The sequence below is a fragment of the Enemella dayhoffiae genome, from assembly GCF_002250625.1.
GTDB classification, from domain to species: Bacteria; Actinomycetota; Actinomycetes; order Propionibacteriales; family Propionibacteriaceae; genus Enemella; species Enemella dayhoffiae.
On the sequence record NZ_NMVQ01000007.1, the window covers coordinates 94,937 to 113,675 of the forward strand.

The following is an 18,739-nucleotide window of genomic DNA, read 5'->3' on the forward strand; positions in this document are numbered from 1 at the left end:
CCTCTCACCAGCCCGGCTGCCACCCGCACAGCGCCTTGCGCGCCTCCGCCGGGTCGGCGGGGAAGGTGAAGCTGGTCAATCGCGGTGCCAGGGCGACATTTGCCCAGAACCGCTCCGGGGTCAACGGCTCGGAGATGGCCAGCTGCAGCAGCGCCAGGTCACCGCAGTTCAGGGCGTGCCGGGCGTGCTCGACCGACGGCGGCTCGTCCGGACGTGCGGCCGCATAGCGGGCGGTACGCCAGGCCTCCGGGCGTGGCTCGTGCCCGACCCGTTCCTTGGGGTCCCGCAGTCGGGGGTCGACCACACTGTGCGAGGTCACCGGGTCGGCCAACGCCAACTTGTCCACGATCACCACATTGTTGCCGGCCAGCACCGCCAGAATGCCCATGTTGTAGTGCGCGACATAGACGCCGCTTCCGGTGCGCGAAGGCATCCGTTCGTCACCGGTCTCGTAGTAGCTCCAGCCCGCCTCGAAGTCCCACTTCGCGAGCAGACCACCCCGGGCGAACGGGTTGCCCAACCAGTCGTTTCGGGTAACCAGTTTGTGCCGGGTGGTCAGTGCCGCGTAGTAGCCTCGCTCGTTGGAGATGCCGTCGGGCCCGATCCCCTCGTAGGGCATCCGCGTTCCCCCGGCCACCGCGACGGCCCAGCCGGCCACGAACGCCACCGTGGTCAGCACCGCCTCACGGCGGATCCGGCCGACCCCGATCACCGCCAGCGGCAGCATCACCGCCCAGGTGTCGGGGAGCAGGAAGCGGGCGTGCATGAAGTCCCCGCCCACCCGCACGATGTAGAGGCCGTGGGCGAGGCCGGCGAGGACGGGAGCCAGGACGACCGCGGCCCGGCCGAAGTCCCGGGCCCGGCAGGCGTCGAACAGGTGCAGATAACTCCCGATCAGGCAGATCAGCATCGGTGCCAGCAGGGTGTAGAGGCCGGCATAGTCGATCAGATAGATCAGGCCCTGGTCCCACCGCGCAGTCCCGGCATCCTTGGCCAGCGCAGTGTTGGGAACCAGGCTGGCGTAGTAGCCCATCCGCCAGATCTGGTAGATGACCAGCGGCAGGGCACCCACGGTGAAGCAGATGATCCAGCGCCACCAGCCGCGGAAGTCGGTCGCCAGCAGGGCCAGCGCGAAGGCCACCGAATACAGCCCGAAGTCCGGGCGGATCAGCGGCCCGAGAGCGATCCACGCCGCGGCCACGAAGGGCCATCGGCGCAGCGGCCGGAGCCGCAACACCGGGCGATCGGATCCGATCCGCCGAGTGAGCAACCAGAAGCAGACCCCCAGCCAGCAGAACGACAGACCGGTTTCCAGGCCCGAGGTGGCGAAATCCCAGAACGGCGGAATGGCCGCCATGGCCAGGGTGCCGACCGGCAGCAGCATCGTCTTCCCGCGGTCGCGGAAGAGTCGGGTGGCGCCCACCGTGGCGGTCACCATGCCGAGCAGGGTGAGCAACCACCCCACCACCACCCCGGTGATCTGAGCCTCGGTCCCGGGCAGGATCCGGGCCCCGGCCAACAGCATCCAGAACCAGATCGTCGACGTGGTCACCTCGACCCGCTCTCCGAAGTTGAACACCGGCCCGTTGCCGCCCAGCACCTGATCGACCACCCGGATGTTGATCCAGCCGTCGTCGGAGACCCAGCGCTGCTGCCAACCCAGATAGGCCACCATCAGGATCGGCGCGGCCAGCGCCACGTGGTTGGGGGTGAAGACCATCCGCAGGGCCAACCAGGCGCGGCCCAGGTGGGAGCCGGGTACGCCGTCGCCGCTGCCCCTGCCATCGTGATTGTCGCGCCCCTTCGCGGGGGGTCCCGAGGCGTCGGTGCCGGGCTTCGTGGACTGTTTCGCGGCGGGGGACGTGTCCTGAGTCGACAAGTCCTCCGGCGTGGGCATGTCGGCCATCGTATCCATCCGAAACAGCGATCCGGTGCATCGACAACGTGGCGGCCGACACGCTGGGCGGTGCTCCGGACCGTCCAGCGGTACGCGGACTGGCGAGGGTCGGCGTACCCGGGGAGGATGAGGGTTCGGTCTCGTCGCACCGCTGCCGGCGAACGCCGGAGGCAGTGCAGCGGCGGGCTGAGCAGGAGAGGGCACGAGATGGCGTTGCGGGTGCGTGAGGCGTGGGACGAGGGGCGGCCGGCGATCGGCGCCTTCCTGTTCACCAGGCTGGACCCGGTGGTGATCGAGTCGATCGCCGCGCTGTTCGACTTCGTCTGCATCGACATGCAGCACGGGATGATGGACCACCAGCAGATGGTCGCCGCCATCCGCGCCCTGCAACCCGGCAAGGCGACCGCGATCGTCCGCGTACCGTCGCTGGACAAGGGGCTGATCGGGCGCGCCCTGGACGCCGGGGCGATGGGCATCGTGGTGCCCGGGATCGAGTCAGCTGCCCAGGCCGAGGAGGCCGTCACCGCGTGCCGCTACGTGCCGGAGGGGGAGCGCAGCTATGGTCCGATCGGGGCGATGGTGCGTTATGGCCTGGACTATGCCGACACCGCCAGCGAGCGGGTGCTGGTGATCCCGATGATCGAGACCCGGGCGGGCCTGGACAAGGCTGCGGAGATCTGCGCGGTACCGGGGCTGGACGCGATCTATGTGGGGCCGTTCGACCTGTCGATCAGCCTCGGGGGGACGCCGACCCCGGAGGCGATCCGCGACCTGATGCCGACGCTGGAACGGATTGCGGAGACCGCCAGCGCGCACGGGGTGGTGCCCGGGATCCACGGCACCTCGGCGCCGGTTGCCGAATGGGCCGGTCTCGGGTTCCGGTTGGTCACCGCCACCACCGACTTCGACGTGCTCACCCACGGGTTCCGACAGGCCGCCGGACAGGAGCGGGGACGGACCGGCTACTGATCCGAAAACTGACCCTTGCGCGGTGTCGACATCGGGGAGAAGACTGAGGTCTGCGGCAGTTCGCCGCATCCATCCAGATCCGAGGGAGATGTGCAGTGACGGACTTCGCTAACGAGGACAAGGACCAGGCGATGGGCTCCGACGGCCACGCGGGCGCCGGTGGAGACGGTGGCGCCGACGGCGGTGCCGAGAGGAGCCAGGGCGCGGCCGCCAACGACGGCGGCGCGGATGGTGCGGCCGGTGATGGCGGCGCGGACGGCGCTGCCGGCGGTGACGGTGGGGCCGACGGTGGCGCCGAGAGCGGTGCTGCCGGTGACGGTGGGGCCGATGGTGGTGCCGACTCCGGCGCCAACTGAAACCACGCAGTGAACGACGAACGGCCCCAGACCTCGGTGCTCGCCCGGCTGACCGGGCACACCGCCGCGGATTTCGCGGAACGGTTCTGGGGCCGTTCGCCATTGCTGGCGCGACGCCAGGAGCGCGGGGGCGGGGACTTCGGGGAGCTGTTCTCGCTGGCCGCCGCCGACGAACTGATCGCCGATCGGGGACTGCGTACCCCGTTCGTGCGGATGGCCAAGGACGGGAAAACCCTGCCGGAGAAGGATTTCACCGCGGGTGGGGGAGCAGGGGCGGGGATCGCCGATCAGGTCGACGAGGACAGGGTACGCCGACAGCTCGACTCCGGCGCGACCCTGGTGCTGCAGGCGCTGCACCGGACCTGGCCGCCGGTACGCCGGTTCGTGGACGACCTGGTCGCCGAGCTGGGGCACCCGGTGCAGGTGAACTGCTATCTCACCCCGGATCGACAGCAGGGGTTCAGCCATCACTACGACGTGCACGACGTGTTCGTGCTGCACCTGCACGGCCGCAAGGAGTGGGTGGTGCACGAGCCGGTGCTGCAGCACCCGCTGCGCGACCAGCCCTGGACCGATCGGGCGGACGAGGTGCGGGCGCGGGGGATCGAGGAGCCTCTGCTGCGGGTGGTGCTGGAGCCGGGTGATTGTCTCTATCTGCCCCGCGGTTTCGTCCACGCGGCGCGGGCCACCGGCGGTCTGGCCGCCCACCTGACCGTCGGCGTACACAACTGGACGCCGCAGGCGCTGGCGACCGAACTGGTCGACGCGGCGACCGCCCGGCTTCGCGAGGATCCGGAACTGCGGCGGTCGCTGGCTCCGGGAGTCGCTGTTGGTGAGGCGGCCGGGATCGAGGCCGAGCTGGAGCTGGTACGCCGGCGGCTGCTGGAGACCTTGGCCGAGGTGTCAGCCGAAGAGGTCGCCGAGGTGCTGGGGCGCCGGGCCGCCCGCACGCAGCGCCCTGCCGCGGTTGCCCCGTTCGCGACCCTGTCCGCGGCCGAATCCTTGGCGCCGGCGAATCGGTTGCGGCTGCGGCCCGGGCTGATGCTGCGGCTGGAGTCGGCCGGAGATGGTGACTGGCGGGCGGAGTCACGGGCGGGGCAGTGTGTGCTGCCAGATTCGGTGGCCCGGGCGCTCCGACGACTGGAGCAGGGACCCGCCACCGTCGAGGAGCTGTACGGGGTGAGCGGAGCTGACCTGAACGGGCTGCGTATGCTCGTCCGACACGGCTTGGCGCAGATCGGGGAGGATCGATGAGCTCTCCAAAACGACCCGCCGATTTCGCCTGCTCCACGGCGGCCCGTGCCCGGGGTGATCAGCTCGTCGGTACCGCACCGCCAGCGCGGCGCTGGTTTTTGGTCGAGCAGCCGGGCGGTTGGGGTGCGACCGCGTGGGCGGGGCTGGACGTGGCGGCGCCGATGAAGGACCTGCTGCAGGGGGTGTTGAACCTGGCCGAGGCCCGGCTGATGCTGATCCGCCGACCGGGGCACGGGCGCGACACCGTGACCGGGGGTGGCCGGCGGCGGTGGTGTGTGGTGGATCCTCTTGCGCCGCGACGGGTCCGCTGGGGGGTCGCCGACTCCGACGCCGATGTGCTGCGCGCGGCGGAACTGTTCGCCGGGGCGAACCCTGAGCTGAACGAGCTCGAGCCGGTCAAGGTGAGTCCGGGGGAGCCGGAGCTGTTGATGGTGTGCACCCACGGCCGCAAGGACGTCTGCTGCGCCACCCGGGGCCGTCCGGTCGCGGCACGAGCGGCCGAGCTGTGGCCCGAGGCGACCTGGGAGTGCACGCACACCGGCGGGGACCGGTTCGCCGGTAATCTGCTCCTGCTTCCGGACGGTGCCTGTTATGGCGGGATCGATCCGGAGTCGGTGGAGGCGATCGTGCGGGCTCATGTAGCCGGTCGGGTCGACCCCACCCAGTTGCGTGGGCCGACCGGCCACCCGGCCTGGGCGCAGGCGGCCGCGGTGGCGGCATACCGGCAGATGGGACCGCTGCGTTGGGACCAGGTGCACCCGATCTCCGAGGAATCGGACGGGGAGCAGTGGCGGGTCGTGCTCGACGTCGACGAGGTCCTGGTCGAGGTGACCGGCCACCAGCGGGTCACTGAGGCGGATTTCCTGACCTGCAAGGCCGACCTGCCGAAACGGATGCTGCTGGCCGTCGTCGACGACTTGCGGCCCCTGGCGGCGGTGGACTGAGGAGTCGCCCACGTTGGCTGAGCGGCGAGGAACGAGCAAGTCGAAGCCCAGGGGATTGCGTTGGTGGGCCCGCGGCAACTGCCCTATGCTGGTCCGGTCCGCGGTGGAGTACGCCCGGACGGGTCCCCTTCGTCTAGCGGCCTAGGACACCGCCCTTTCAAGGCGGCAGCGCGGGTTCGAATCCCGTAGGGGATACTCATGATCAAACTGGTCCTGACCAGGGGAGATGGAAATCACCTCGGCGTCAATTCTGGTCGAATCAGGGCCGCTGTTACACACTTTTGACACATTTCCTGAGAGTTCTGCGCGGCGGGCGCGGTCCATCGCATCGCTCGTCCAGCCGGTCCCCGAACAGGTGCCCATAGTTGTCCAGCGTCAGGGTCGCCGACTTGTGTCCCAGCATCTGCTGGACGACCTTCACATCGGCCCCGCACCCCTAAGTCGACTATTGCGTCACACTAGTCGGAGTGGCGCCAGATCTCGACAAGCCGAATGCTCATAATCACACTCGCTCTCAGCAGGTTCTATGGGCGTCACTGCGGCTCCGCCGCGATGGATCGCCCTCTTAGAGTAGGATTGAATCCTACCCGTAGGAGGCTGACCATGCGGACGACCAGGCAAATGAGCGTGACCCTGCCCAACGAGATGGCAGACATGGTCCGCGCCCGAGTTTCCTCGGGGGAATACGCCTCGGAGAGCGAGGTCATTCGTGAGGGCTTGCGCGCTCTGGCGGCACGCGACCGAGCGGTCGAGGCGTGGCTGCATGATCAGGTCGGTCCGGCGTACGACCGGCTTGTCGAGGATCCCGCGCGCGCTATGACCGCAGATCAGGTGCGTGCTCGACTGGCGCAGGATGCTGGATAGTGGCGGTCACGGTCTCATTCGCACCCGAGGCAACCGACCAACTCGTCGCTCTGCGTCGCTATGTCGCGGCGGCGAGTGCACCTGAGATAGCTGCTCAGTACGTGGACTCGATCATTGCCTATTGCGAGGGCCTGGGGGTGTTTCCGCATCGGGGTACGAGTCGGGATGACATTCGCCAGGGCCTGCGGGTCACGAGTTTCCGCAAGCGGGTGATGGTCGCTTTTGTGGTCGATGACAGCGCCGGCACTCTGACCGTCATCGGGATCTTTGCTGGGGGCCAGGACTATGAGTCGCTTCTGGGCGACTCATGAACCCGAGTCCCAGCAACGTTCCGCGGTCTGGTGGCATTCGCGCACGCATCGGTGTGTCGGGGTCACCGCGATGTGTGGCAACGACCCTGATCAGCCCGACGATGTGGTCGTTGAACTCCTCCAAGTCCTCGGCCGGGATCCAATACTCGAGGATCGTGTCGCCGCCGACTCGCTGCACGTCGTAACGGTCGAGGTAGCTGGTCTCGACTTCGAATCGGGTGACATGGCCCACGCCGTGGGCTGGCACCTGAATCTCCTGGGCCAACTCCGTCGCATAGTCCTCGTTCAGGACCGGATAGAAGATCGGTTGCCAGTCCAAGCGAGGTGGACACCGCTGCCAGCCGCTCTCTGCCACGATCGCCAACTCGGCATCGTTGCAAGGGCGCCACAGAGTGGTGGTTGTTGCGGTCATCGTGTTCCACCTGAGGTCAGCGGCAAATTAGTGAACCTTGGGTGGTTTCGACGAGGCATTCAGCTGCGCCGGATCAATCGAACATCGAGCGTCTTCTGTTACACACTTTTTGACACAATCCTTTCGAGAATCAGGGGCGCTGTTACACACTTTTGACACACTTCCTGAGAGTTCTGCGCGGCGGGCTCGATCCATCGCATCGCTCACGACGAGCCGATTGAAGATGGCCGGCCGTCAACTCGCTCACGTCGGTCGTGGGTAACGCTATCGGGGACTCAACTTCACGCGTTGGGCGACGTCTAGTTGGGTAAGAACCGCGCGCGCCAGAAGTTGCACACGAGGCCATCGACTGGAACCGGCCCAAGGAGGTCCACCTCGGCTGGGCCGACCGGAGAACACCGCCTTTCGAACCAAGGAAATCCTGCCAAATCTTGACGCGGGACACTCTCACTTGACTCACCGACGTCCCACTGTGAGTGTGAAGAGGTTGGAAGTTCGCCACGCACGACGATTGGAGACTCACCATGAAGGCTGTGGTCTATCAGGGACCTCGCGATGTCGCGGTCACGGATGTTCCGGACGCGAAGATCGAGCGACCCACCGACGTACTGGTCAAGGTTACGACCACCAACATCTGCGGCTCGGACCTGCACATGTATGAGGGGCGGACCTCTTTCGAAAAGGGCCGGACGTTCGGTCACGAGAACATGGGCGAGGTGGTTGAGGTCGGTCAGGGCGTGGAGAAGGTCAAGGTGGGCGACCGGGTCGTGCTGCCGTTCAATATCTCGTGCGGGTTCTGCAAGAACTGCGAGCGCGGGCTCACGAATTACTGCCTGACGACGCAGCCGGAGCCGTCGTTCGCCGGTGCGGCTTACGGGTTCGCAGACATGGGCCCGTACGGCGGCGGGCAGGCGGAGCTGCTCCGGGTGCCCTTCGGCGACCACAACGCGCTGCGCCTGGGTGAGGACGCGCAGGAGAAGGAGAACGACTACGTCATGCTCTCCGACATCTTCCCCACCGGTTACCACGCCACCGAGATGGCTGGCGTGATCCCGGGCGACAGCGTCGTGATCGCCGGGGCCGGACCGGTGGGGCTGATGGCTGCCCTGTCCGCGACGATCAAGGGCGCCTCGAAGGTGATGGTGGTCGATCGCCACCCCGACCGGCTCGCGCTGGCCGAGCAGATCGGGGCGATCGCCATCGACGACTCCAAGACCGATCCTGTGCAGGCTGTGTTGGACGAGACGATGGGACTCGGTGCCGACCGTGGCTGCGAGTGCGTGGGCTATCAGGCACACGATCCTCAGGGCAACGAAGACACTGCTGCCACCTTGAACATGCTCATCAACGCGGTTCGTTTCACCGGCGGGATCGGCACCGTCGGCGTGTTCATTCCTCAGGATCCAGGGGCCAAGAGCGACTTGGCCAAGCAGGGCAAGGCGGCAATCGACTTCGGCATGCACTGGTTGAAGGGGCAGACCATGGGAACCGGTCAAGCCCCGGTCAAGCGGTACAACCGCCGGCTGCGGGATCTGATTGCGGCTGACAAGGCGAAGCCGTCCTGGATCGTCTCCCACGAGATCTCGCTGGAGCAGGCTGCCGACGCCTACAGGAACTTCGACGCCAGGTCTGAGGGTTGGACCAAGGTCGTCATCAAGCCCGGCATGTCGAGCGGAAAGAAGGCGAGCTAATATGGCAGCGGATCTGCAGGGCAGGAGGGTCGCGATTCTCGCCGCGGACGGGGTCGAGCGCGTCGAACTTGAGCAGCCCCGAGAGGCACTGGACCGGGCCGGCGCTCGGACCGAGGTCCTCTCGATCCACGACGGCGAGATCAAGGCCCGTGAGAACGACCTGGATGAAGCGGGCACGTTCACTGTCGACGGGCTGGTCGCCGACGCCTCGGTGGGCGACTACGACGCCCTGCTGCTGCCCGGCGGCACGGTTAACCCCGACCAGCTCCGGGTCGACAAGGACGCCGTTTCCTTCGTCCGCGACTTCGTCGAGAGCGGCAAGCCAGTGGCGGCGATCTGTCACGGGCCGTGGACGCTGATCGAGGCCGGCGTGGTTACCGGTCGTACCCTGACGTCGTTCCCGAGCATTCGCACGGACCTGCGCAACGCCGGCGCCGACGTCGTCGACCAAGACGTGGTGGTCGACAAAAATCTCATCACCAGCCGTTCGCCGGAGGACCTGTCTGCGTTCTCCGACGCAATAGTGTCCCAACTCGCGGGCACCCCGAAACAGGAAGAAGAGAAGTCATGAGTGTGACCAAGGGACTGCTGGTCAGGTTTGACGCGTTGCCCGGGAAGGAGGACGACGTGAGGGAGTTCCTTGACAGCGGTCGTGCGCTTGTCGAGGAAGAGCAGGCGACCACCGCGTGGTTCGCGATCCGCCTCGGGCCGTCCTCGTTCGGGATCTTCGACGTATTCCCCGATGACGCCGGACGTGACGCCCACCTGTCCGGCCCCGTAGCGGTAGCTCTTGGCGAGCAGACCGGCACGTTGTTCTCCGAACCCACGATCGAGAAGCTCGACGTACTGGCCACCAAGCTCCCCGCCTGACACCACAGACCGGGAGTACTGGCCAGAGAGGAGGGGTCGCTGCACACGCCAACTTCGGGCTTGCCCAGCCCGCTGACGGCGTCGCAGCGGCCCCTTCTCTTGTGCCTATCGCATGTCCCAACAGATAGACAAGGGAACCTCGTTGACGAAACCTGACAACGGCGCCGCCACGACGCGATCACCCGAGGTGGCAGTGATCGGGGGAGGGATCGTCGGCCTGTCCACGGCGTACGCGCTGCGAGAGCAGGGCGTACCGGTGCGCCTGTATGAGGCCGGTCTGCCCGGCACGGGTCAGTCCGCAGGCGAGTCGCGGATCTTCCGGCATGCTCACGACGACCCGCGGCTCGTGGCGTTCGCGCGAGAGAGCCGCGGCGTGTGGGATGAGTGGGCTGACCACTTCGGCGTCGAGCTGATCTCATCAGACGGTGTCGTGGCGATCGGCGACAGCGCACTGGCACGGCTCCGTGTGCTCGACCAGGTCGGCGGCGTGCAAGCGCACGAGCTCGATCCAGCCGGGGTCGCCCAGCGAATGCCGCTGCTTGCGGAGTACTCGGGGCCAGCGGTGCTCGACGAGTCCGGCGGCGCGATCCGCACCCGCGCCGCGATCAGGGCACTCGTCGGTGCCCTCGGAGACGCCGTCACCACCGGAGAAGTGATCTCCATCGAACCCCGCACCAATGGGACGGTCGAGGTGCGCAGCGTCACCGACCGGGCTGCCTACTCCAAGGTGGTCGTGTGCGCCGGCCGCGAAACCGCCCGCCTGGCACGCAGCATCGGCCTGTCGCTGCCGGTTCGCCTCGCCGCACACGTACGCCTGACCTTCGACGTGAAAGCCACCGCCCCGGCACGAGTCGCGTGCCTGCAGGACAGCAGCGGCGTCTTCGGCGAAGTCGGCGTCTACGCGACGCCACTACCGGGCAACAGCAGTTACTCCGTCGGACTCAGCGAGACCGTCGGCGTCCGCAACGACGGAACCTTCATCGACCCTGCGGCCATTCGATCACTGGACGAACGCGCACGCGACTACGTGGCACGGGCGCTGCCCGGCCTCCACCCAGAGCCGCGCGACTTCCTCCACTGCTGGGTGACCGACCTCCCGTGGAGTGAGGACGGCGTGGCCGTGTGGGAGGCAGGCTCTGTCTTCTTCGTGGCCGGGCACAATTTGTTCAAGCAGGCACCATCGCTGGGCCGCGCCCTCGCCCGGGCTGCGACCGGCGGCGGTCTCTCCGCCGAGCTCACGCCCGAAGCGCGCCTCGGCGAGGCCCAGGACCAGCAGATGTGACCCACGGGTGCCGCCCTCAGCCAGCTGGGGTGAATCATGCGGCCCCCCGGAGTGAGCGGATCTACCCGACACGCTTCGAATGGCTGCTCGTGCCTCCCAAAAGCGGGCTTTGCCGGTGAAAGCGGGAAAGGAAGCCCGCTTTCACCGCCAAGCCCCGCGTTCACCGTCGTACGGTCGGCCTGTTCTTCCACGACGCCTTGCCTTGACCGGAGACAACCAGCTCGTACCGGCTGGCTCCTCCGACGCGATCCGGCTGCACGGCATCGTGTACGGCGGTGCGGGTCAGCTCGGCCACCCGCGAGGGTCTGGTGTAGTCCTCCTTCCAGTCGGCGATCACGACCCGGGCCTGTGCCAGGGACCAGAAGATGGTGATGTTGAGGCACTCGTCGCGGATCCGGGAGTTGAACGACTCGACGTAGCCGTTGCGCCACGGCTCGCCGAACCGGGGTCAGGCCAGTCCAACTAGGGCTGAGCGGCACGGTGGTGATCATCCGTGCGAGGTGCCGGATCAGACCACCGCCGGTCGGCCCCATCAGAGCCGGTGCTATCAATGACCCATGTACAACGTCCCGGATCAGACCGGCCGCCGAATCGTCGTCACCGGTGCCAACAGCGGTACCGGTAAGGAGGCCGCCAAGCGACTGGCGGCGGCCGGGGCCGAGGTGGTGCTGGCCTGCCGCTCCCACGAACGGGCGCTCGTCGCCCACGACGAGATCGTGCGGCTGGTTCCCCAGGCAAGGTTGGAGATCCGCCAACTCGATCTGGCGGATCTGGCCAGCGTACGTCGGTTCGCCGAGGACCTCCGGGCCGACGGCCGACCGGTGCACACGCTGGTCAACAACGCCGGGGTGATGGCCCCACCGGACCGGTTGCTCACCAGGGACGGGTTCGAGCTGCAGTGGGGGACCAACTTCCTCGGACCGTTCGCACTGACGAACCTGATGCTGCCGCTGCTGCTCGAGTCGGAGCGGCCGCGGGTGGCCACCATGTCGAGCGCGGTCGCCGGATTCGGTTCGATCCGCTTCCGTGACCTGAACTGGTCCCAGCGCTATCGCCCGGCGCTGGCGTACGCCCAGTCCAAGCTCGGCAACCTGTTGATGGGGTTGCACCTGGCGAAGGCCGCTGACGAACGCTCCTGGCCGCTGCTGTCGACGATCGCCCACCCCGGTTACACCCGCACCAACCTGCAGGCCGCCGGGGCCGCCCTCGGTTCGGGCCGCGACACGATGCTGCGGCGGCTGACCAAGGTCGACCTGGTCCCCAGTCAGGAGGTGGAGACCGGCAGCGAACCCCTGTTGTACGCCGCAGCGGACCCGACGGCGGTCAGTGGCCGCTACTACGGACCCACCGGGCGATTCGGATCGGTCGGACCCACCGGCGAGGCCGCCATCTATCGCAGAGCCAAGGGCCCGACCCTGGCCGCGTCCCTCTGGGCGGTCGCCGAGTCGCTCACCGGGACCGCCTTGCCCGGCTGACCCTGCTCTGGCGCGCTGTCAGTCCTCGGTGTCACCCTTGGCCCATGACCAGAGTGGTCCACTTCGAGATCCACGCCGCCGACGTCCATCGCGCGGCCGCGCCTGGCAGGCTATTTCTACGACACCGAAAACAACGTGTTCGGTATCCACCAGCCCGACACCGAGGCAAGATAGCGCTCCGGAAGCCGGCCCCGGGAGGTCAGCGCACCGTGATGTGCACGTGGTCGCGGTGGTTGGCGGTGTTCGATCCGCGGTCGGCCATGTAGCGCCAACCCTCCGACGAGCGTGCCACCGACCAGATGCGCTGGTTCCAGATGATGTAGTCCACGTTCAACGACGCTGCATTCGCCCGGACATAGTCGGCGATCGCCTGACCGGTCGCGGCGTCGTTGTAGACCATGGCGTCGATGGCGCGACCCGACGGGTGGTCCGGTAGGGAGTCCGGGCGTACGCCGATGTAGCTGCGCACCTGCGGGAAACGGCCCTGCAGTTGCGCCAGCACGCGCTGCGCGTTCGGGGACAGGCCACCCTGCCCGCTCACCGAACTGCCGCCCCCGCCGCCGGTCGGGCCGGGTGCGGTGTCGCTGAGATATTTCGCGGTCACCCAGCGCACGGCGCCGTTGTAGACGATCTGGGCCCGGCCGTTCTCGACCACGCCGGTCACGTCCAGCCGCGCCCCGGCCGGCGCGTCACCATAGCTGGTGAACACGTCCCCTGAGCCCGAACGCAGGATGAGCGCGGTGGTGGCGTACCGCTGTCCTCGCACGGCCGGCAATCCGCCGGTCACTGGTCGGCTGACCGTGGCGCTGTCGGAGAGGTAGAGGCTGTTCACCCAGCGCACGGCCCCTTCGAAGACGATCTGGGTCCGGCCGTTCTCGGTGACGCCGGTGAGTTGCAGCACGGTCCCGGCCGGGACGTCGCGGATCACCTGGAACACGTCGCCGGAAGTGGTCCGGATCATCAGCTCGGCGGTGGCGGTGGCCCGTCCGGTGATCGCGGGCAGGCCGGGGCCCGCCGGTGTCGGCGCGGGGGCCGCGCTGCCGGACAGATACTGGCTGGACACCCAGCGCACCTGTCCGTCGAGCACGATCTGGGCGTACCCGTTCGTCTGGACACCGGTCGTCTGCACCCGGGCGCCCTTGGCGAGCACGGTGACCACGCGATAGCTGATCCCGGCGCCGGTCCGCACGTTCAGTGCGGCGGTGGTGTACGCCGACCCGCTCGGCACGGCGTTGTTGGCGGGAGTCTGCCCGACACCCTGCGCGGTCAGGTAGAGGTCGGAGACCCACCCGGTCCGCCCACCGAAGCTGATCGGCATCCACCCGTTCTGGGCGCGGCCGACCGAATCGATCCGGGCGCCGCTGGGCAGGTTGCCGATGATCGGGTGGCTCAGGCCAGGTCCGGATCGGACGTTCAGCCCGCCGTTGGCGCGGACCGAGAACGGGTCGGCGGCGGCGGCTTTGCCGTGGGCGATTGCGGCGACGACGCCACCGGTCGACAGCAGGGCAGCGGCGCCGGCAAGTGCGGCCGCTGTCCTGAATCTGCGCAGGACAGTCACAGGGTTTCCTCCCCGATGACCGTCGGTCATCGCGTCAGTGGGCCCGGCCCCTTCCCCAGGGTCGGGAAGTCCTCGGGTGGGTGCCTTGGCCGTTTCCCCGGTTTACGCAACCCCGTCCGTCACACTCACCCCAGACTGCGCAGGACTTTAGTTTCGAATCAGCTTCATCAGCAATGCGATCGAGACTCTTTTGTCACAGAAGCAACTCGACACGCCGCGATCTCCGGAAAAACTACGCACCTGTGATTTGCGGGCTGGGTTAGGTTCGCTGCATGGCCGTGGAGATGACCTTCGGGGAGTTCGAGCAGCTCGTGGCGACCGCCCTCGACGAGGTGCCCGACGAGCTCGTCGCGCTGATCGACAACTGCATCGTGATCATCGAACCAGACCCGCCGGCCGACGAGCCCGGACTGCTCGGGCTCTATGACGGAATCCCTTTGACGGAACGAAATACTGACTACACGATGGTGCTTCCCGATCGCATCTTCATCTACATGAACCCCACCCTGGAGATGTGCGAGGACCATGATCAGGTGGTCGAGGAGGTGCACATCACGGTGGTCCACGAGATCGCGCACCACTTCGGGATCGACGACGAACGACTGCACGAGTTGGGGTACGCCTGAGCCCCGGCCAGCGTGCGCGGACCGCTCGGCCGGGCTCCTCCCGGGCTCGATGATCGCTCGCCCAGAAAGCCTCAAGCCACAGGTGAGATTCGCCCGTACGGGTGATGAGAATTCGTTCTCAGTCGTTCAGCACCCAGGTCTGGCGAGCCGAGGAGACCCAGGTGCGCGCGCCGCCGAGGGCGGCCGCTGGGGCGTACCCGGCCTGGAGGTCGTGGCGCTCCAACGGTGTGGCCCCGCTCAACTCGGCGAGGCGATAGAGGCGCTCGTGATCGGCGGTCACCGCGATCAGCCGCAGGGTACGCCGGGTCTGGTTGACCTCGAGGGTGGCGCGCACCTCGGGCAGCAGCTGCGGGGCGACCACCACCAGGGGGCGTTCCTCAGACACCGCCGACTCCAGCACGGCCAGCAGCTCGCGCACGGTGTCCACCCGTTCGGAGCAGACCACCACCAGAGCGTCGTCGGCCACGGCCCACCCCGTCTCCGGGTCGGTGACGAAGGCGTCACTGAGCAGCCCAGCCTCGACCGCCGTGCTGGCGGCGATCCGCGAGCGCAGCACCGCGCGGGCAGGATCCGCCAGGGCGAGCGAAGGGGCGCCCTCGGGCGTACGCATGGCCGAGGCGCGGTCGAGGTAGTTCGGCGGTGCCGCGTCGCTCGCCAACCCCGGGATGGGGCGCTCGGGGGGGAGGGTCGCGGCGCGTTGATGACGCAACCGGCGCTCCCGGTCCCAGAACCCGCCGAGCAGGATGACCGCGGTGCCGAGCCCCATCACCACGGCGAGCACGACCTGCCAGGTCTCCACGGCTCAGCCGTCCGGGGTCAGCGCCACCCGCCCTCGTTCGGCGGCTGCTGGTAGTGCTGCGGGCCGGGCTGTCCCTGCGGGTATTGCTGCTGATGCTGACCCTGGTGCTGAGGCTGCTCATGCGGCTGCTGGTGCTGTCCCTGGTAGGGCGGCTGCTGCGGCCCGCGATCGAGTGCCGGCTGGCCCTGCTCGTCCGCATCGCGCTGGGCCTCGGCAGGCTGCTGGTGCTGCTGCTTCTCGTGCCGCCGGGCCCGAGCCGCCGGGTTCTCCAGCGCCTGGGCCTCCTCGACCGCCTCGTTGACGGTGCGCTTGGCCCGCTCCTCGTCCTCGGACTTCTGCTGCTGGATCTCGGCGAACACGTCCACCTTCTCGGGAGCCTTGAAACGACCGGAAGTGTTGCTCTGGGTGGGAATCGCGTCGTTCAGCTGGTTGACCGTGTTGCCGAGCCCCTTGAGCGCATCGTTCAGCTCGCTGGGCACGATCCACATCTTGTTCGAGTCACCCTTGGCCAGGTTCGGCAGCATCTGCATGTATTGGTAGGACAGCAGCGCCTGGTCCGGCTCCCCGGCGTGGATTGCGCCGAACACGGTCGTGATCGCCTGCGCCTCGCCCTCGGCGCGCAGCATCGCCGACTGCCGGTCGGCCTGGGCGCGCAGCACCGCGGCCTCGCGTTCACCCTGGGCCCGCAGGATCGCGGACTCGCGATCACCGCCGGCCTGCAGGATCTGCGACTGGCGCTGGCCCTCGGCGAGCAGGATCTGGGCCCGCTTGTCCCGCTCGGCGCGGGCCCCCTTCTCCATCGCGTCGCGGATGGTTGCCGGCGGCTCGATCGAGCGCAGCTCGACCCGATTGACCTTGATGCCCCACTTGCCGGTCGCCTCGTCGAGCACCAGACGCAGCTGCTGGTTGATCTCCTCGCGCGAGGTGAGGGTGCGCTCCAGGTCGAGCCCGCCGATGATGTTGCGCAGCGTGGTCATGGTGAGCTGCTCGATCGCGGACTCGTAGTTCTGCGCCTCGTATGCCGCCCGCACCGGGTCGACGATCTGGAAGTAGATGACCGAGTCGATCCCCACCATCAGGTTGTCCTCGGTGATCACTCCTTGGGGGGGGAACGAGACCACATTCTCGCGCATGTCCATCTTGTAGGAGATGCGGTCGATGACCGGCACCACGAAGTGCAGTCCCGGCTCAAGCGTCTTGTGGAACTTGCCCAGCCGTTCCACCAGACCGACCTGTTGCTGTCGGATCACCTTGATCGATGAGGTGAGCAGTGCGATCAGGAAGACCAGCAGAATCGGGATCCAGATGAACTCCATCGGGCGCCTTTCAGTTGTAGGGTGGGATTTCCGGCATGGGACGGTTGCGGGGGTGGACCAGTGCGGTGACGCCGTCGACCTCGAAGATGTCGACTGGCTCGCCCGCGTCGATGGTCAGGTCGGGGTCGTACGCCCGGGCGCTCCAGGTCTCCCCGCGCACCCTGACCTCACCTGCGGCGGCGGTGATCTCGCGGGTGGCGACGCCCTCGGACCCGACGATCTGGTCCACCGAGGAGCGATAGCCGACGCTGTTGCGCATCCGCGACAACAGCACCGGACGGAGCAGGAACATGGTGAGGATTGCCACCAGTACGCCGACGATGACCTGGACGAGGATCAGCCCGGGCGCGATCAACGAGGTGGCTACCCCGGCGAGGGCGCCTGCAGCGAGCATCAGCAGGATCAGATCACCGCTGAACATCTCCGCGGAGCCGAGCAGCAGTGCCAGGCAGAGCCAGATCGCCCAGAGGTGTTGACCGAACCACTCCGCCATCGAGCCACCTCCTCCGGTTCCATTGTCCCAGATCCTTCCAAGCCTCCGGGTGGTCGGCGTACGCCAGGTCCCTGCCGCCTCCCCGAGTGGGTGGCGTACCTGCGGGACATGCTCGGATGACTGGTGACGACCCACCAGGCCGAGCTCGAGCGGGCCAATCACCACCAGCCGAGGGCGGTGCTGCTGGAGGTGGTGACGGGCGACGCTGGGCAGTTACTGCCCGGGCCGGCTGGTCGGCGGAGAGCTCGGCTACTGCGCCGATCTGCAGGCGATCGGCTATCGGGTGCCGCCCGAGCTCGGGTTCGACCCGGACCCGAGCGTCGACGAGCACCCGATCGCGTTCGCGTTCGCCCACCATCTGCAAGCGGCCGGCGGGATCACCTGGGACGCGTCCCTGCACCTGCACCTCGGAAGTGTCCCGACCTTTCAGCGGCGGGTGGACCGGCAGGCGATCTGCCTGACCACGGCCGTGCTCAGCGGCGATCGGAGCCCCATGCGCCAACCGCCGGAGAGATGGCCCCACACTAGCGGGTACACCTAGGCGCGCTGGGCGGCCGCGGGTCGGTCTGGTCCCGGGTACGCCGGCTGCAACACCTGGGCGCTTCCCGCCGATCAGCTCGGCTGACCGCCCGGTGGCCGACGAGCACGTCGTCACCACCAACGTTCGCGTCGAGGTCAGCGAGCAGGTGTCCGAACGCCTGCTCGCCGATGAGCGCATCGACGGGCTGTTCTGCGTGAACGGGCTCTCGACCGCCGGGCCGTACCAGGCGGCGCAGCGGTTGGGCCACCGGATGCCCGATGACCTCGCCCTGATCGGGGTGGACAACGATCACTGGGCCCGGCTGGTGAACCCCCAGGTCGGCGTGATCGTGCAGCCGATCCACGAACTCGCCGAGTGGGCCGCCGAGCCCCTCGCCCGGGCCGAGGGCTCGACGGTCGACAGCACCCACGTTGGTGTTGGCGCCCAAGCTGATCGTGCGGCAGTCGACCAGGCGAATTGAGTGAATCCCGATACCTGACCACGCTAGAGTTGACGGGCCCCTATAGCTCAGTTGGTCAGAGCAGCGGACTTTTAATCCGCGGGTCCTGGGTTCGAGCCCCAGTGGGGGCACCCCATCGTTTCCCCTAACCAGAACTTGTCCAGCGTTTTGTCGGCCCGGTCTGGAGGCCCATCCTCCTCGGAGATGTGGCACAGATGTGGCACAAACCCATCGAGGGCAGCGGCAACTGAGTTCAAATCATCGCTGAACAGGCCCGCGTAAACATCGACAGTCATGGCTGCCGAAGCATGGTCCAACATCGACTGCACGACCTTGACGTTCGCTCCGGCCTGGATGGCCACGACAAGACCTCACGCGACGGCCTCGAACTCCTCCTGCGCAGGATGAGGTTGGAGCCAGTCATTCTCGGCAATCTCCCTGCCGAAGGCGACACCATCATCGGGAAACTCGAGAAGTACCTCAGAGACTCGAAGAACGTCGGTTTCGTGTGGCTTGGGACTGTCGCAGGAACGGTGTAAGTGGCTCTACCGCCCGGATGGGCGAGAGGAGTCATGATGACCGACACACTGGTGGGCATGAGCCCACCGAGCCCGGCTGCGGCCGGCGATGCCGAGGACCGCG

19 protein-coding genes, 2 tRNA genes and 1 pseudogene are annotated in these 18,739 nt (G+C 67.7%); 15 read left to right on the forward strand and 7 right to left on the reverse strand.

Annotation, left to right across the window (positions count from 1 at the left end):
• Positions 1-4 precede the first annotated feature (4 nt).
• The gene (locus CGZ93_RS06145) at positions 5-1,897 is read right to left on the reverse strand and encodes a hypothetical protein (protein ID WP_141211102.1); all 1,893 of its coding nucleotides are present in this window, start codon (positions 1,895-1,897) and stop codon (positions 5-7) included.
• A 207-nt stretch (positions 1,898-2,104) separates the two neighbouring features.
• Here CGZ93_RS06145 and CGZ93_RS06150 point away from each other — a divergent pair, with 207 nt between their 5' ends.
• The 7 genes from CGZ93_RS06150 (at position 2,105) to CGZ93_RS20030 (ending at position 6,595) form a co-directional block, all read left to right on the forward strand.
• A complete protein-coding gene (locus CGZ93_RS06150) occupies positions 2,105-2,866 on the forward strand; it encodes an HpcH/HpaI aldolase family protein (protein WP_176451648.1) in 762 nt (253 codons plus the stop codon).
• A gap of 95 nt (positions 2,867-2,961) precedes the next feature.
• On the forward strand, positions 2,962-3,222 hold the full coding sequence (locus tag CGZ93_RS06155) for a hypothetical protein (RefSeq protein ID WP_176451649.1): 261 nt from the start codon (positions 2,962-2,964) through the stop codon (positions 3,220-3,222).
• A 9-nt stretch (positions 3,223-3,231) separates the two neighbouring features.
• On the forward strand, positions 3,232-4,476 hold the full coding sequence (locus CGZ93_RS06160; RefSeq protein WP_094363273.1) for a cupin domain-containing protein: 1,245 nt from the start codon (positions 3,232-3,234) through the stop codon (positions 4,474-4,476).
• Positions 4,473-5,420 (forward strand): sucrase ferredoxin, encoded by a 948-nt coding sequence (locus tag CGZ93_RS06165; protein WP_094363274.1) that lies wholly within the window; start codon positions 4,473-4,475, stop codon positions 5,418-5,420. The genes CGZ93_RS06160 and CGZ93_RS06165 overlap by 4 nt, the downstream gene beginning before the upstream one ends.
• 122 nt (positions 5,421-5,542) lie before the next feature.
• A tRNA-Glu gene (locus tag CGZ93_RS06170) sits at positions 5,543-5,615 on the forward strand.
• Between the two features lie 426 nt (positions 5,616-6,041).
• Positions 6,042-6,284: a type II toxin-antitoxin system ParD family antitoxin gene (locus CGZ93_RS06175; RefSeq protein ID WP_229117240.1), complete on the forward strand. Its 243-nt coding sequence runs from the start codon at positions 6,042-6,044 to the stop codon at positions 6,282-6,284.
• Positions 6,284-6,595 carry a type II toxin-antitoxin system RelE/ParE family toxin gene (locus CGZ93_RS20030; protein ID WP_094363276.1) on the forward strand — a complete coding sequence of 104 codons (312 nt, stop codon included), beginning with the start codon at positions 6,284-6,286 and terminating at the stop codon, positions 6,593-6,595. Before CGZ93_RS06175 ends, CGZ93_RS20030 begins: the two co-directional genes overlap by 1 nt.
• Here CGZ93_RS20030 and CGZ93_RS06185 read toward each other — a convergent pair.
• On the reverse strand, positions 6,540-7,007 hold the full coding sequence (locus CGZ93_RS06185) for a hypothetical protein (RefSeq protein WP_229117241.1): 468 nt from the start codon (positions 7,005-7,007) through the stop codon (positions 6,540-6,542). The two genes, CGZ93_RS20030 and CGZ93_RS06185, sit on opposite strands and share 56 nt — an antisense overlap.
• Positions 7,008-7,531: 524 nt before the next feature.
• On the opposite strand from CGZ93_RS06185, the gene CGZ93_RS06190 reads away from it, so the two are divergent.
• The 4 genes from CGZ93_RS06190 to CGZ93_RS06205 all read left to right on the forward strand — a co-directional run bounded on the left by CGZ93_RS06190 (position 7,532) and on the right by CGZ93_RS06205 (position 10,850).
• A complete protein-coding gene (locus CGZ93_RS06190) occupies positions 7,532-8,698 on the forward strand; it encodes a glutathione-independent formaldehyde dehydrogenase (protein ID WP_094363277.1) in 1,167 nt (388 codons plus the stop codon).
• 1 nt (position 8,699) lies between these two features.
• Positions 8,700-9,269, forward strand: coding sequence for a type 1 glutamine amidotransferase domain-containing protein (locus CGZ93_RS06195; protein WP_094363278.1), 570 nt, complete (start codon positions 8,700-8,702; stop codon positions 9,267-9,269).
• A 2-nt stretch (positions 9,270-9,271) separates the two neighbouring features.
• Positions 9,272-9,568 carry a putative quinol monooxygenase gene (locus tag CGZ93_RS06200; RefSeq protein WP_456073005.1) on the forward strand — a complete coding sequence of 99 codons (297 nt, stop codon included), beginning with the start codon at positions 9,272-9,274 and terminating at the stop codon, positions 9,566-9,568.
• A gap of 112 nt (positions 9,569-9,680) precedes the next feature.
• Complete coding sequence (locus tag CGZ93_RS06205; protein ID WP_229117242.1) at positions 9,681-10,850, forward strand: NAD(P)/FAD-dependent oxidoreductase; 1,170 nt, start codon at positions 9,681-9,683, stop codon at positions 10,848-10,850.
• Positions 10,851-11,010: 160 nt separating this feature from the next.
• Here the strand turns inward: CGZ93_RS06205 and CGZ93_RS20035 are convergent.
• Positions 11,011-11,289: pseudogene (locus CGZ93_RS20035) on the reverse strand (integrase core domain-containing protein); the annotation flags it as partial.
• A 118-nt stretch (positions 11,290-11,407) separates the two neighbouring features.
• On the opposite strand from CGZ93_RS20035, the gene CGZ93_RS06215 reads away from it, so the two are divergent.
• Positions 11,408-12,325 carry an SDR family oxidoreductase gene (locus CGZ93_RS06215; protein ID WP_094363281.1) on the forward strand — a complete coding sequence of 306 codons (918 nt, stop codon included), beginning with the start codon at positions 11,408-11,410 and terminating at the stop codon, positions 12,323-12,325.
• A 199-nt stretch (positions 12,326-12,524) separates the two neighbouring features.
• Here the strand turns inward: CGZ93_RS06215 and CGZ93_RS06220 are convergent, their stop codons facing one another.
• On the reverse strand, positions 12,525-13,883 hold the full coding sequence (locus tag CGZ93_RS06220) for an SH3 domain-containing protein (RefSeq protein WP_141211103.1): 1,359 nt from the start codon (positions 13,881-13,883) through the stop codon (positions 12,525-12,527).
• Positions 13,884-14,155: 272 nt separating this feature from the next.
• On the opposite strand from CGZ93_RS06220, the gene CGZ93_RS06225 reads away from it, so the two are divergent.
• Positions 14,156-14,509 carry a metallopeptidase family protein gene (locus tag CGZ93_RS06225; RefSeq protein ID WP_094363283.1) on the forward strand — a complete coding sequence of 118 codons (354 nt, stop codon included), beginning with the start codon at positions 14,156-14,158 and terminating at the stop codon, positions 14,507-14,509.
• 118 nt (positions 14,510-14,627) lie between these two features.
• On the opposite strand, the gene CGZ93_RS06230 is transcribed toward CGZ93_RS06225, so the two are convergent.
• The 3 genes from CGZ93_RS06230 to CGZ93_RS06240 are packed head-to-tail and all read right to left on the reverse strand — an operon-like array spanning position 14,628 to position 17,117.
• A complete protein-coding gene (locus CGZ93_RS06230; protein ID WP_094363284.1) occupies positions 14,628-15,308 on the reverse strand; it encodes a hypothetical protein in 681 nt (226 codons plus the stop codon).
• 17 nt (positions 15,309-15,325) lie between these two features.
• Positions 15,326-16,624 carry an SPFH domain-containing protein gene (locus CGZ93_RS06235; protein ID WP_094363285.1) on the reverse strand — a complete coding sequence of 433 codons (1,299 nt, stop codon included), beginning with the start codon at positions 16,622-16,624 and terminating at the stop codon, positions 15,326-15,328.
• 10 nt (positions 16,625-16,634) lie between these two features.
• Positions 16,635-17,117 carry an NfeD family protein gene (locus tag CGZ93_RS06240; protein ID WP_094363286.1) on the reverse strand — a complete coding sequence of 161 codons (483 nt, stop codon included), beginning with the start codon at positions 17,115-17,117 and terminating at the stop codon, positions 16,635-16,637.
• Positions 17,118-17,749: 632 nt separating this feature from the next.
• On the opposite strand from CGZ93_RS06240, the gene CGZ93_RS06250 reads away from it, so the two are divergent.
• Positions 17,750-18,118, forward strand: a complete 369-nt coding sequence (locus CGZ93_RS06250) for a substrate-binding domain-containing protein (protein ID WP_176451650.1) — start codon at positions 17,750-17,752, stop codon at positions 18,116-18,118.
• Between the two features lie 36 nt (positions 18,119-18,154).
• A tRNA-Lys gene (locus CGZ93_RS06255) sits at positions 18,155-18,228 on the forward strand.
• The last annotated feature ends 511 nt before the right edge of the window (positions 18,229-18,739 follow it).

Bases quoted from the DNA above. Each gene is read 5' to 3' on its own strand.
- CGZ93_RS06145 (WP_141211102.1), bottom strand. From the start codon at position 1,897: ATGCCCACGCCGGAGGACTTGTCGACTCAGGACACGTCCCCCGCCGCG.
- CGZ93_RS06150 (WP_176451648.1), top strand. From the start codon at position 2,105: ATGGCGTTGCGGGTGCGTGAGGCGTGGGACGAGGGGCGGCCGGCGATC.
- CGZ93_RS06165 (WP_094363274.1), top strand. From the start codon at position 4,473: ATGAGCTCTCCAAAACGACCCGCCGATTTCGCCTGCTCCACGGCGGCC.
- CGZ93_RS06175 (WP_229117240.1), top strand. From the start codon at position 6,042: ATGAGCGTGACCCTGCCCAACGAGATGGCAGACATGGTCCGCGCCCGA.
- CGZ93_RS06185 (WP_229117241.1), bottom strand. From the start codon at position 7,007: ATGACCGCAACAACCACCACTCTGTGGCGCCCTTGCAACGATGCCGAG.
- CGZ93_RS06190 (WP_094363277.1), top strand. From the start codon at position 7,532: ATGAAGGCTGTGGTCTATCAGGGACCTCGCGATGTCGCGGTCACGGAT.
- CGZ93_RS06195 (WP_094363278.1), top strand. From the start codon at position 8,700: ATGGCAGCGGATCTGCAGGGCAGGAGGGTCGCGATTCTCGCCGCGGAC.
- CGZ93_RS06205 (WP_229117242.1), top strand. From the start codon at position 9,681: ATGTCCCAACAGATAGACAAGGGAACCTCGTTGACGAAACCTGACAAC.
- CGZ93_RS06215 (WP_094363281.1), top strand. From the start codon at position 11,408: ATGTACAACGTCCCGGATCAGACCGGCCGCCGAATCGTCGTCACCGGT.
- CGZ93_RS06225 (WP_094363283.1), top strand. From the start codon at position 14,156: ATGGCCGTGGAGATGACCTTCGGGGAGTTCGAGCAGCTCGTGGCGACC.
- CGZ93_RS06235 (WP_094363285.1), bottom strand. From the start codon at position 16,624: ATGGAGTTCATCTGGATCCCGATTCTGCTGGTCTTCCTGATCGCACTG.
- CGZ93_RS06240 (WP_094363286.1), bottom strand. From the start codon at position 17,117: ATGGCGGAGTGGTTCGGTCAACACCTCTGGGCGATCTGGCTCTGCCTG.